The sequence below is a fragment of the Nocardia brasiliensis genome, assembly GCF_042691675.1.
In the GTDB taxonomy this organism is placed as follows: Bacteria; Actinomycetota; Actinomycetes; order Mycobacteriales; family Mycobacteriaceae; genus Nocardia; species Nocardia brasiliensis_D.
The window spans coordinates 7,119,232-7,131,874 of record NZ_CP170507.1; the positions used below are offsets into that span (position 1 = coordinate 7,119,232).

The following is a 12,643-nucleotide window of genomic DNA, read 5'->3' on the forward strand; positions in this document are numbered from 1 at the left end:
GCACCCGTTAAGGTATTGGGCATGACAGTCGCCCGCTCTGCCGAATTCGTAAACGCGGTGATCAAGGCTTACGACGTTCGCGGTGTGGTCGGTGAACAACTCGACGCCGAATTCATCAGGGACATCGGTGCTTCGTTCGCCCGGCTGATGCGCGCCGAAGGCGCCGAGCGGACCGTCATCGGACACGACATGCGGGAATCGTCCCCCGGGCTCTCCGAGGCCTTCGCCGACGGCGTGCTCGCCCAGGGCCTCGACGTGGTGCACATCGGGCTCGCCTCGACCGACCAGCTGTACTTCGCCTCCGGCAGCTTGAACTGCCCAGGCGCCATGTTCACCGCGAGCCACAACCCGGCCCGCTACAACGGCATCAAGATGTGTCGCGCCAAAGCCATTCCGGTGGGCCAGGACACGGGTCTGGCCACCATCAAGAGCGAAGTCGCCGAAGGGGTCCCCGGCTACGACGGGCCGCGCGGCACCGAGACCAGGATCGATCTGCTCGCCGACTACGCGGCGTTCCTGCGCGACCTGGTCGATCTCGGCGAGGTCCGCCCGCTCACCATCGCGGTGGACGCGGGCAACGGCATGGGCGGGCACACCGTGCCCGCGGTCTTCGACGCGCTGCCGCGGGTGACCATCGTCCCGCTGTACTTCGAACTGGACGGCTCCTTCCCGAACCACGAGGCCAACCCGCTCGATCCGAAGAACCTGGTGGATCTGCAAGACCTGGTGGTCAAATCGGGCGCCGACATCGGCCTCGCCTTCGACGGCGACGCCGACCGTTGCTTCGTGGTGGACGAGAAGGGCGACCCGGTATCGCCGTCCGCCATCACGGCGCTGGTCGCCGAGCGCGAGCTGGCCAAGGAGCCGGGCGGGGTCATCATCCACAACCTGATCACCTCGAAGGCGGTGCCCGAGTTGGTCACCGCGTTGGGCGGCACCCCGGTGCGCACCCGGGTCGGCCACTCGTTCATCAAGCAGCAGATGGCCTCGACCGGCGCGGTGTTCGGCGGCGAACACTCCGCGCACTACTACTTCCGCGACTTCTGGGGCGCCGACTCCGGCATGCTCGCGGCGCTGCACGTGCTCGCCGCACTCGGCGAGAAGGACCGGCCGGTGTCGGAGCTGATGGCGGCCTACGAAACGTACGCGGCCTCCGGTGAGATCAACTCCACAGTGGCGGACGCGCAGGAGCGGACGATGGCTGTGCTGGAGGCATTCGGGGACCGGACGATCTCGGTGGATAGGCTCGACGGTGTGACCGTGCAGCTCGCCGACGATGCCTGGTTCAATCTGCGCGCGTCGAATACCGAACCGTTGCTCAGGCTCAACGTCGAGGCCAGATCGCCGGAGGAAGTAGACGCACTCGTAACTCAGATTCTGAGCATCGTCCGCTCCTGACTGGAATAGTGGAATCACAGGCCTTGGATTCGCCCGACTCGGGCCCGGCGTGGCAGTTGACCCGGGCGGGAACAAGGGCGGAAACGACTCAGCGCGATGAGGGGAGGTGGGACGCCCGATGATCGCTGGAACACCGGTGCTCGACCTCGACGATGCCGCTTCGCTGGAGGCGGCCGATACCGGCGGTGCCCTGCGCTCGGCCGCGTCCGGCGGCGCTCAGGTCCGGGCCACCGCGGCAGCTATCGGTGAGGACGCGCTCGCGCGGCTGGCCGGGTTGCGACCGCGCAGTGTGGTCCTCGTCTCCGGTTCGGGCCGGGCGGCGCGGGCCGCGAGCCTGCTGGTCGCCGCGCTCGGCGACCGCGCGGGTCTGCCCGTCGTGTCCGTCGCCGCGCTGCCGCCCTGGGTCGGTCCGCTCGATGTCGTCCTCGTCGCCGGTGACGATGCCGGTGACCCCCGTCTGACCGACGCCGTCGACCGGGCGCTGCGCCGCGGTGCCGAAGTCGTCGTCGCCGCACCCATCGAGGGACCCATGCGTGCCGTCGTGGCCGGGCGCGCGGCCGTGCTCGCGCCACGGGTGCAGGTGCTCGATCACAATCGGCTGCTGCGCTTCCTGGCCGCCGGAATCGCCGTCCTGCGCGCGGTGGACCCGGCTCGCAGCGGCACGTTCGTACCCGATCTCACCGAGCTGGCCGATGTGCTCGATGCCGAGGCATTGCGCGCCGGGCCGAGCAACGAGGTCTTCCGCAACCCGGCCAAGACCCTGGCCTCGCGCATGCACCAGCGCGCCATCGTGCTGGCCGGCGACTCCCCCGCCGCGGCCGAGCTGGCCGAGCACGGCGCCGAGGTGCTGCTGCAGTCGGCGGGCCGGGTGGCCACCGCGGTGGACCTGGCCGAGGCGGTCGCCGCCAAGGCTCGAATGGTCGAGGCCGCAGGCGAATCCGCGCCCGGCTTCGATCCGCTGTTCCACGACGAAGAACTCGACGGTCCGGTCCAGGTGGAACGCATCCGCGTCTTCGTGCTCAGCGCCGACCCCGACCAGTCCGTCGCGCGGCGCCGGATCGCCGTGTTCGGCGGCACCGGCTCCAGCCTCGTCGACGCCGATCTGGTGAACGCCGAACTCGATCTGTTGCACACCGGCCTCACCGACCCGTCCGTCCCTGCCCCGCCGCGTCCCGAGGGCGAATCCGAACCGGCGCCCGGCGGCGAACTCGAACAGCTCGCCGTGCTGGCGTTACGGCTGGAAATGGCCGCCGCCTACCTACGGCTGATCGGCACCCGCGGTACCGCGACCGAAAGCCAAGGGCAGTTCGGGGGAAGCTACTAGTGCACGAACTCGTTGGTGCGCTGCGTTCGTATGCCTGGGGCTCGCGCACCGCGCTCGCTCAGCTGTGCGGTCGGCCGGTACCGTCGGCTCATCCCGAGGCCGAACTGTGGTTCGGCGCGCACCCCGCCGATCCCGCGCACATCCGGATCGACAACCACACCAGGTCGCTGCTCGATGTCGTCGCTGAGGATCCGGAACGCGAATTAGGCCCAGCCGCTCCGGAATTCGGCGGCAAGCTGCCGTTCCTGTTGAAGATCCTGGCCGCCGAGGAACCGCTCTCGCTGCAGGCCCACCCCAGTACGGCGCAGGCGCGCGCGGGTTTCGAACGGGAGAACCGCACCCGGGTGCCGCTGGACTCACCGATGCGCAACTACCGCGACGACAACCACAAGCCGGAACTGGTGGTGGCGCTTGGCCGGTTCGAGGCGCTGGCCGGTTTCCGCGACCCGCATCGCACCGTCGAATTGCTCAGGGCGCTGGACGTCGACGGGTTCGAGCCCTACACGAACCTGCTTGCCGCGCAACCGGACTCGGACGGTCTGCGGACCCTGTTCACCACCTGGATCACCTTGCCGCAGCAGGTGCTCGCCACCCTGCTGCCCGCGATGCTGGACGGCTGCGTGCGGTACCTGTCCGGCAAAGGCAAGCGCGAGTTCACCCCCGAGGCGCGCACCGCGCTCGAACTCGCCGAGGCGTACCCCGGTGACGCGGGCGTGCTCGCGGCGCTGCTGCTCAACCGGCTGACGCTGGAACCGGGACAGGGCCTGTTCCTCGCCGCCGGTAACCTGCACGCCTACCTGCGCGGGCTCGGCGTGGAGATCATGGCCAACTCCGACAATGTGCTGCGCGGCGGCCTCACGCCCAAGCACGTCGACGTGCCGGAGTTGTTGCGCGTGCTCGACTTCGAGCCGATCAATCTGCCGGTCGTGCTGCCCGAACCGGCGGGCGACGGTTCGGTCCGCTACCGCACCCCCGCCCCCGAATTCGAGCTACGCCGCTTCGACCTCACCGCGGGCTCGGCCCAGGTCCCGCTCACCGCCGCGGGCCCCGGCATCGTGCTGTGCACGGCGGGTTCGGTGCGACTGCTCGACGGCGCGACCGAACTGACCATCGAGCGCGGCGCGGCCGCCTGGATCTCCGCCGCCGACACCGACATTCGCGCCCGCGCGCTGGACGGCAACGCCCAGCTCTTCTGCGCCTGCGTCGGCAAGGTGTGATACTGCCCGCCGGAGCGTGCAGCATCGATCGGTCAGGCATCCGGTATCCGGACGCCGGGACACGCTAAGTTAGCCAGGATCGGGCAATTCGGAGAGAGGACGTCCAGGGCATGTCGGCTGGTGGTGGCAAGAAGGCGATTCTCGCCGCGTTGACGGCGAACGCGGGGATCGCCGTGGCCAAGTTCGTCGGTGCTGCGATCACCGGTTCGGCGTCGATGCTCGCCGAGGCGGTGCACTCGGTGGCCGACACCTCCAATCAGGGTCTGTTGCTGCTGGGTCAGCGGCGTGCCGAGAAGGAGGCCGACGAGCTGCACCCGTTCGGGTACGGGCGCAATCGCTACTTCTACTCGTTCATCGTGGCGCTGGTGCTGTTCACCATCGGCTCGATCTACGCGATCTACGAGGGCATCCACAAGATCCAGCACCCCGAGGACCTCACCTCGCCGATCGTCGCGATCGTCATCCTGCTGATCGCCATCGGGCTGGAGACCTACAGCTTCATGACCGCGATCCGGGAATCCCGGCCGCTCAAGGGAAATGCCAGCTGGTGGCGGTTCATCCGCACCTCACGCAGCCCAGAGCTGCCGGTGGTGCTGCTGGAGGACACCGGCGCGCTGGTCGGTCTGATCCTCGCGTTCGCGGGTGTCAGCCTGACGATGATCACCGGCGAAGCGATCTGGGACGGCATCGGCACCCTGTCCATCGGCCTGCTGCTCGGCGTCATCGCCGTCATCCTGATCATCGAGATGCAGAGCCTGCTCATCGGTGAGGGCGCCACTCCGGGCGAAGACCGCGACATCCGCGCCAATCTGGTCGACGGCACCGGCATCGATCGGGTGATCCACCTCAAGACGCAGTACCTCGGCCCGGAGGAAATGCTGGTCGCCGCGAAGGTGTCGGTCGCCGCCGGGCTCGATATCGCCGAGATCGCGGCCGCGATCAACGACGCGGAAGCCAAAGTGCGCGCGGCGGTTCCCGCCGCGCGGGTGATCTACCTGGAGCCGGACCTCTACCGCACCGAGCCCGTCTGACCCAGCGTCGACCCGGTTCAGGCGGCCCCGGAGCCAGCGGCACGGACGATTTCCAGCGGGTCGGTGCTGATGCCGAAGCGCTGGCGCAGGACGTGGCGGGCGGCGTGCACGCCGGACATGCCGTGGACGCCGGGGCCGGGCGGGGTCGACGACGAGCACAGGTAGACGCCGGGAACGGGTGTGGCGTAAGGATTCCAGCGCGCGGCGGGGCGAAAGACGAACTGGCGCAAGTTCATGACACCCGCGGAGATGTCGCCACCGACGTAATTGGCGTTGTGCGCGGGCATTTCGGCCGCGGTGCAGACGTGCTTGGCCAGGATCAGGTCGCGGAAGCCGGGCGCGAACCGCTCGACCTGCGCGATCACGTGCTCGCTGACGTCGAGCGTCGAGCCGTTCGGTACGTGGGCGTAGGTGTAGAAGGTGTGGCCGCCAGCCGGCGCACGGCTGTCGTCGACGACACCGGGCTGAATGGACAGCACGTACGGCCGCTCGGCGTGTTGCCCTGTGGCGACGGCACGTTCGGCCGTCATCGCCTCGGCGCGGGTGCCGATCACATGCACGGTTCCCGCGCGATCGAGCCCTTCGGCCTGCCACGGCACCGGTCCGGACAGCGCGAAGTCGACCTTGCAGGCGCCGCCGCGGTAGCGGAACCGCCTCAGCTGCTTGGCGTATCGGTTCGGCAGCCGGTCGCCCGCGATGCGCAGTAGGCCGGACGGCGCGAGGTCGAGTACGACCGCGTGCGCGTCGGCGAACTCGTCCAACGAATCGACGCGGTGGCCGGTGTGCACACGGCCGCCGAGGCGTTCCAGTTCGGCGATGAGCGCGTCGGGTATCGCCTGACTGCCGCCCCTCGGCAGCACCCAGCCACCGGCGTGCGCCAACGTGCCGAGCATCATCGCCGCGCCCGCGGCGGGTATGGCACGCGGCGGGGTGATCGCGTGCGCGGCGATACCGGTCAGCAGTGCGGGTGCGATGTCACCGTGAAACCTGGTGTTCCACAACGGCGAACCCTGCTCGAGGGTGCGCAGTCCGAACCGCACGAAGGTCAGCAGGTCGTCGGGCGGCTTACGCAGGTCCGACATCGCCGCCGCGACCACCGCGGGCCAACGCCGCACCAACGGGCCGAACAGCGAGCGCCACGCGGCGCCGTCGCGTCCGAGGCCCTCGACGGTGCGCTCCAGATCGCGCCAGGCCACCCCGGCGACTCCGCCGTCGAGCGGGTGACCGTAGGACGCCTCCGGGACGAGTAGTTCCACGCCGTGCGCCGCCAGGCCGAACGCTTCGAAGAACGGGGACGCCAACGCCATCGGATGCGCACCGGCGCACACGTCGTGCCGATATCCGGGCAAGGTCAGCTCGGCCGTCCTCGACCCGCCACCCGCGGTGTCCTCGGCCTCGTACACCTCTACCGAGAGTCCGGCCTTCGCCAGAATTACCGCGGCGGCCAGACCATTCGGTCCGGAGCCGACGACCACAACATCAGGCATACCTCCACGCTACCGGCCCGCGACGGGCAGTCCTCGGCTCAGGAACGCACGCGGTAACGGGTTCAACGCGCGCCGACGGCGGCCAACCATTCGTCGATCAGGATGGCGAGCCGCTGCTCGCGCAACTCCGGCCGCAGGCGTCCGCCCCGGTCGAGGGTGGCGAGGCCGTGGATCGCGGCCCAGGCGACTTCCGTGCGGGCGCCGAGGTCGGCCTCGTCGACGAACGGGCGGAACATCGCCTCCAGTTCGGCAAAGGCGTCGCGCAACGGCTGTGGCGCCGCCAGACCGAAGACGAGGTCGATGTTCATCATGAACATGGCGTCGTAGCGGGCCGGGTTGGCCGCCGCGAAGTCCAGGTACGCGTGCGTGACGCGGGCCAATGCGTCGGCCGGGCTCGTCGCCTCGACATGGCCCTGGTGCAGGGCGGCGCCGAGGTCGGCGAAGCCCTGTTCCGCGACGGCCGCCACGATGGCCGACTTGCCCGCGAAGTGGCTGTAGAGCACCGGCTGGCTGTATTCGATGCGCTCGGCCAACCGGCGCACGGTGACCGCCTCCCAGCCCTGTGACTCCGCCAGTTCGCGGGCGGTGTCGATGATCCGCTGCTGCCGTTCGGCTCGTTCCCGTTCCTTACGCGTCTGGGTGCCCATGGGCCAAATACTAGCAGCGCTAGACAATCTACCGGGGCTCAGTTAATGTCGCTCTAGAACCTAGCAATGCTAGGAATAAGAGCACTATCGAGGAGCAGCACCATGACCGTCTCGCGCATCGCCACCGCCCTGTCCCTGGTCGGCGCGGCCTTCATCCTCTACATCGGCATCAGCTACCTGGTCAGCCCGGAAACCATCGCCCCCGGTTTCGGCCTGCCCGCTTGGCCGGACGGCGACGCGGCCGCGTTCCTGCACCTCAAGGGCGTCCGCGACACCGTGTCCGGGCTGCTCATCCTGGCTCTGCTGGCCGCGAAGCAGCGCTCCGCCCTCGGCATCGCCACCCTGGTCATCGCGCTGGTCCCGGTCGGCGACATGCTGACGGTGCTCAGCTGGAACGGCTCGTCCGCCGCGGCTTTCGGCATCCATGGGCTGACCGCCGCACTGGTTTTCCTCACCGGCGGGCTGCTGCTGCGCGAGCAGCGGCTGACAAACCGGTCGAACCCGCGACGGGTCGTCGCGAACGCCTGATCCCGGACAGCGCGAAGGGCCCGCAGATCCTGCGGGCCCTTCGTGTTTCACAGAGCAGCTAGGCCGGAACCAGGTCCTTGGTTTCAGGCGTCTGCTGCGGCTGCTCGCCGTGGTCGTTGTCGACCATGGTTTGTTCGTCGAACGGCAGTTTGCGGTCGAGGACTTCCTTGACCCGCTCGTTGTCGATGGTCTTGGTCCAGGTACCGATGAGGACCGTGGCGATGGCGTTGCCGGAGAAGTTGGTGAGCGCGCGGGCCTCGGACATGAAGCGGTCGATGCCGACGATCAAGCCGACGCCGTCGAGCAGTTCGGGGCGGTGGCTCTGTAGCCCGCCGGCCAAGGTGGCCAAGCCCGCGCCGGTGACACCGGCCGCGCCCTTGGACGCCACGATCATGAACAGCAGCAAGCCGATCTGCTCGCCGATATTGAGCGGCTTGCCCATCGCCTCCGCGATGAACAACGACGCCATTGTCAGGTAAATTGCAGTGCCATCCAGATTGAATGAATACCCGGTCGGCACAACGACACCCACGGTCGTCCGCTGGACGCCCATGTGCTCCATCTTCGCGATCAGCCGAGGCAGCGCGGACTCGGAGGACGACGTCGCGACGATCAGCAGGTACTCGCGGGCCAGGTAGCGGACCAGTTTCAGGACCGACACCCGCGACACCGACCACAGCACCACCCCGAGCACGCCGAACACGAACACCAAGCAGGTCAGGTAGAACGCGATCATCAACGTGCCAAGCTTTACGACGGCGTCCAGCCCGGTCTTGCCGACCACATTCGCGATCGCGCCGAACGCGCCGATCGGCGCCAGCCACAGAATCATCACCAGCACCCGGAACACGAGCTTCTGCAGCAACGCGACGCCACGCAGGATCGGCTCGCCGGTCGTGCCCATGGCCTGCAGGGCGAAACCGACCAGCACCGCGACGAACAGCGCCTGCAACACACTGCCCGCGGTCAGCGAGGAGAACAGTGTCGTCGGCACGATGTCGGTGATGAATTTCCAAGTGTCGCCCGCTTTTTCCGCCGTATTCGCGAGATCGTGTCCGGCCTTGGCGGAACTGGTGACGTTCAACCCGGTACCCGGCGCGAGCAGGTTGCCGACGACGAGCCCGATCGCGAGCGCGAACGTCGACATGACCAGGAAGTATCCGATGGCCAGCCCGCCGACCCGGCCGACGGTGGCGGCCGTCCGGATCGACCCGATACCGAGCACGATGGTGCAGAAGATGACCGGCGCGATCATCATCTTGATCAGGTTGACGAAGATGGTGCCCAGCGGAGCAACGGACTGCCCGAACTCGGGCGTGAGCCAGCCGACGAGAACGCCCGCGATCACCGCCACGATGACGGCCAGATACAGCCAATGGGTGCGATCCCGCTTCTTGGGTGTGGCTTCAGGTGTTGCTTCGCTCATGCGAGTGATGTCCTCCGAGGTGGTGCCGGCGTGAGGTGCCTCACGACCCCCAGGCAGAATGATGGCGGTCCGGGTGACGCCGGTCACGGTTTGGTGCATTACGTTCAGCGGAGGAAAGCAGCTAGTGAGACGCGGTCGGCTATCCCTGGCCGGTCAGGCCTTCGCACTCCAGCTGATCGTGCTGATCCTGATCGTGGGTGTCGGCGCGGTGCTCGCGGTGATCGACGCCCGACGGCACAGCGACGTGACGACCACCCGCGAAGTCAGGGATGTCGCGGTGAGCGTCGCTGAGGCACCGTCCACCCTGGCCGCCGTCTACAGCACCGACCCGACGGCCGTGCTGCAACCGGTGACCGAGCGCACCCGCCACGCGACCGGCATGGACTTCATCGTCGTGATGGCGCCGGACCGCACCCGCTACACGCACACCAACCCGGCCATGATCGGCAAGCCGTTCAGCGGCAACATCGACCGTGCGCTGGCCGGGGAAACCTTCACCGAGACCTTCACCGGCACCCTCGGCCCGTCCATTCGGGCGGTGACCCCGGTCTACGACGGCGGACGAGTGGTCGCGCTGGTATCCGCCGGGGTGACCCGCGCCAAGATCGGCGACCAGGTCGCGGCGCAGCTGCCGTTGATCCTCGGCGTCGCCACGGCGGGCTTGGTGGTCGCGGGCAGCGGATCGTTCCTGCTGAGCCGTCGGCTGCGCAGACAGACGCACGGCCTCGCACCCGATGAACTGCGCGCGATGTACGAGCAGCACGACGCCGTACTGCATTCGATTCACGAGGGACTCGTGGTTTTCGGCATCACCGGCGAGCTCGCCGAGGTGGTCAACGACGAAGCGCGCAGGCTGCTCGAACTGCCCGAGGGCGAGGTGCACCGCAGCGACCTGCCGGTCTCCATGCAGCAGATGAGTTGGGGCGTGGTCCGGGACGAGATGCACGTGACCGGCGACCGGATCCTGCTCGTCAACCAGGACATCGTTACCTGGGAAGGACGGCCGATCGGCACCGTCATGACGATCCGCGACCACACCGAATTGCGGGCGGTGATGGGCGAACTCGACTCGGTGCGCAGTTTCGCCGAATCGCTGCACGCGCAGGCGCACGAATCGGCCAACCGGTTGCACACCGTGGTCACCATGGTGGAACTGGGCCGGTACCGGGAGGCGGTGGAGTTCGCCACCTCGGAACTCGAACTGTCCCAAGCACTCATCGATCGACTGCTGGCGGCCGTCGGGTCGCCCGCGCTGGCCGCGCTGCTGCTCGGCAAGGTGAACCAGGCCGCCGAGCGCAGCATCGAATTGACCATTACCGACGACACCGCGCTCGACTCGATCGAGCCGCTGTCGGCACAGGAGACGGTCACGCTGGTCGGCAATTTGATCGACAACGCCATCGACGCCGCCGCCGACAGCCCATCGGGCTGGGTCGAAGTCACCGTGCAACACCGCGACGAGCCGACCGCAGAACACGCCGAAAATGTTTCGGCAGAACAACATTCGACGTTGTATGTTCGCGTCGCCGACAGTGGGCCCGGGATGTCCGAGGAGACGTTCGCGCGGGCTTCGCAGCGCGGTTATTCGACCAAGGCCGACCATCACGGGCTCGGCCTCGCGCTGGTCCACCGGCTGGTGGCCCGGCACGGCGGCACCATTCGTACCGAACTAGATCCGGAAAGCGCGGTAACCGTGACGATTCCGCGAAAGGACGCACAGTGATCCGAGTGCTGATCGTCGAGGACGAACCACTCATCGCCGAGGCACACCGCGCCTATGTCGACCGCATCGAGGGTTTCACCCCGGTGGGGGTGACACACACCGGTCGCGACGCGATGCGTGCGGCCGCCGAAGCGGCGGCCGAGGGCACCCCGATCGACCTGGTGCTCATGGACATCGGGTTACCGGACGCGAGCGGTCTCGACGTCGCGGCGGCGCTGACCGGCCTCGCACCCCGGCCCGACGTCATCGCCATCACCTCGGCTCGTGACCTCGCCATGGTGCGCACCGCCGTCTCGCACGGCGTGGTGCTGTATCTGTTGAAGCCGTTCACCTTCGCGGCTTTTCGCGACAAGCTCGACCGCTACCGCGAATTCCGCAGCGCCCTCCCGGCAGGGGAAACCGCGGTCTCCCAGCACGACATCGACCGGGCCCTCAGCGCCCTGCGCACCCCCGACCAACGTGCCACCACCCCCAAAGGTGTCGCGCCGCAAACCCTCGACGAAATCTCCCGCACCGTCCGCGCCGCACCGGAGGGCATCACCGCCGCCGACACCGCGAGCACCATCGGCGTCTCCCGCATCACCGCGTGGCGCTACCTGGAAAAGCTGGCCGACGACGGATTGGTCACCCGCCGTTCGGATTACGGCCGCGCAGGCAGGCCGAAGACCCGCTACGTCTGGAAGACCAGAGCGTGACTGTCCCGCCGCTCCGCGTATTCAAGCCGGACTCAGGTGCGTGCGGGATGGCGTTGGCGGACCGGTATACGCACTCAGACGTCGGTGGAGAAGCGGATGCCGCCGTCGGGGATTTCGACGCCGGGCCAGACTCGGGCGCCCCGTAGTAGCTCGCAGCGGGCGCCGACCTGGGCGCCGTCGCCGATGACACCGTCGCGCACGAGGGCGCGGGGACCGATGCGGGCGCCGAAGCCGATGATGGAGCGTTCGACGGTGGCGCCGGCTTCGATGATGGCGCCGTCGAAGATGACCGCGCCGTCCAGGCGGGCACCCGCGCCGACCTCGGCCCCACGCCCGACGACCGTGCCGCCGATGAGGAGCGCGCCGGGCGCGACACCCGCGCCGGGGTGGACGAGGGATTCACCGCGCTGACCGGGCAGTGCGGGTGAGGGGGCGATGCCGCGGACCAGGTCCGCGGAACCACGGACGAAGTCCTCGGGGGTGCCCATGTCTCGCCAGTACGAAGTATCGACGTGCCCTTGGACGCGGGCGCCCTCGGCGAGCAACTGGGGGAACACCTCACGTTCGACCGAGACCGGCCGCCCGGCCGGGATCTTCTCGATGTATTCGCGACGGAAGACGTAGCAGCCCGCGTTGATCTGGTCGGTCGGCGGATCCTGGGTCTTCTCCAGGAACGCGGTGACCCGGCCGTTCTCGTCGGTGGGCACGCAGCCGAAGGCGCGCGGGTCGCTCACCCGCACCAGATGCAGCGTGACGTCGGCATTCGTCGACTCATGGGTGTCGAGCACCGCGCCGAGTTCGGTGCCGCCGAGCACGTCACCGTTGAACACCATCACGGTGTCGGCGCGCAGCTTGGGCAGCACATTGCGGATGCCGCCGCCGGTGCCGAGCGGCTCGGTTTCGGTGACGTACTCGAGCTCAAGGCCGAGGTCGGACCCGTCGCCGAAGTGCTCCTCGAAAACCTCCGCCTTGAAGGAGGTGCCCAGCACGACGTGGGTGATCCCGGCATCGGCGATGCGGGCGAGCAGATGCGTCAGGAACGGCAGCCCGGCCGTCGGCAGCATCGGCTTGGGGGCCGATAGCGTCAGCGGGCGTAGCCGCGTCCCTTGTCCGCCCACCAGGATCACGGCGTCGGTGCCTGCATTTCCTGCCATTCAAGGTCCCCTG

General features: G+C 68.5%; 11 protein-coding genes. 7 read left to right on the plus strand and 4 right to left on the minus strand.

The genetic code is table 11. The annotated features are described in order from the left end of the window. The first annotated feature begins 21 nt into the window (after nt 1–21). From ACFK0J_RS32705 to ACFK0J_RS32720, 4 genes are all read left to right on the plus strand, one after another. Nucleotides 22–1,398 (plus strand): phosphomannomutase/phosphoglucomutase, encoded by a 1,377-nt coding sequence (locus ACFK0J_RS32705; RefSeq protein WP_378733563.1) that lies wholly within the window; start codon nt 22–24, stop codon nt 1,396–1,398. Nucleotides 1,399–1,516: 118 nt separating this feature from the next. Further along, entirely contained in the window at nt 1,517–2,722 is a 1,206-nt protein-coding gene (locus ACFK0J_RS32710) for a tobH protein (RefSeq protein WP_378733564.1), read from the plus strand. After that, on the plus strand, nt 2,722–3,939 hold the full coding sequence (gene manA / locus ACFK0J_RS32715; RefSeq protein ID WP_378733565.1) for a mannose-6-phosphate isomerase, class I: 1,218 nt from the start codon (nt 2,722–2,724) through the stop codon (nt 3,937–3,939). Before ACFK0J_RS32710 ends, manA begins: the two co-directional genes overlap by 1 nt. A 110-nt stretch (nt 3,940–4,049) precedes the next feature. Beyond that, a complete protein-coding gene (locus ACFK0J_RS32720; protein WP_218471284.1) occupies nt 4,050–4,970 on the plus strand; it encodes a cation diffusion facilitator family transporter in 921 nt (306 codons plus the stop codon). 17 nt (nt 4,971–4,987) lie between these two features. Here the strand turns inward: ACFK0J_RS32720 and ACFK0J_RS32725 are convergent, their stop codons facing one another. Then, a complete protein-coding gene (locus ACFK0J_RS32725; RefSeq protein ID WP_378733566.1) occupies nt 4,988–6,457 on the minus strand; it encodes a phytoene desaturase family protein in 1,470 nt (489 codons plus the stop codon). 62 nt (nt 6,458–6,519) lie between these two features. After that, complete coding sequence (locus tag ACFK0J_RS32730) at nt 6,520–7,104, minus strand: TetR/AcrR family transcriptional regulator (RefSeq protein WP_378733567.1); 585 nt, start codon at nt 7,102–7,104, stop codon at nt 6,520–6,522. Between the two features lie 102 nt (nt 7,105–7,206). On the opposite strand from ACFK0J_RS32730, the gene ACFK0J_RS32735 reads away from it, so the two are divergent. Next, nucleotides 7,207–7,632 (plus strand): DUF4267 domain-containing protein, encoded by a 426-nt coding sequence (locus tag ACFK0J_RS32735; protein ID WP_378733568.1) that lies wholly within the window; start codon nt 7,207–7,209, stop codon nt 7,630–7,632. A 58-nt stretch (nt 7,633–7,690) separates the two neighbouring features. Here ACFK0J_RS32735 and ACFK0J_RS32740 read toward each other — a convergent pair whose 3' ends face one another. Further along, the gene (locus ACFK0J_RS32740) at nt 7,691–9,058 is read right to left on the minus strand and encodes a cation:dicarboxylate symporter family transporter (RefSeq protein ID WP_378733569.1); all 1,368 of its coding nucleotides are present in this window, start codon (nt 9,056–9,058) and stop codon (nt 7,691–7,693) included. Between the two features lie 124 nt (nt 9,059–9,182). On the opposite strand from ACFK0J_RS32740, the gene ACFK0J_RS32745 reads away from it, so the two are divergent. Together ACFK0J_RS32745 and ACFK0J_RS32750 are read left to right on the plus strand one after the other, a co-directional pair. Continuing rightward, nucleotides 9,183–10,781 (plus strand): ATP-binding protein, encoded by a 1,599-nt coding sequence (locus ACFK0J_RS32745; RefSeq protein WP_378733570.1) that lies wholly within the window; start codon nt 9,183–9,185, stop codon nt 10,779–10,781. Next, nucleotides 10,778–11,476: a response regulator gene (locus tag ACFK0J_RS32750; protein ID WP_218471289.1), complete on the plus strand. Its 699-nt coding sequence runs from the start codon at nt 10,778–10,780 to the stop codon at nt 11,474–11,476. Before ACFK0J_RS32745 ends, ACFK0J_RS32750 begins: the two co-directional genes overlap by 4 nt. A gap of 74 nt (nt 11,477–11,550) precedes the next feature. On the opposite strand, the gene ACFK0J_RS32755 is transcribed toward ACFK0J_RS32750, so the two are convergent. Further along, complete coding sequence (locus ACFK0J_RS32755) at nt 11,551–12,630, minus strand: sugar phosphate nucleotidyltransferase (protein WP_218471290.1); 1,080 nt, start codon at nt 12,628–12,630, stop codon at nt 11,551–11,553. Nucleotides 12,631–12,643: the final 13 nt, after the last annotated feature.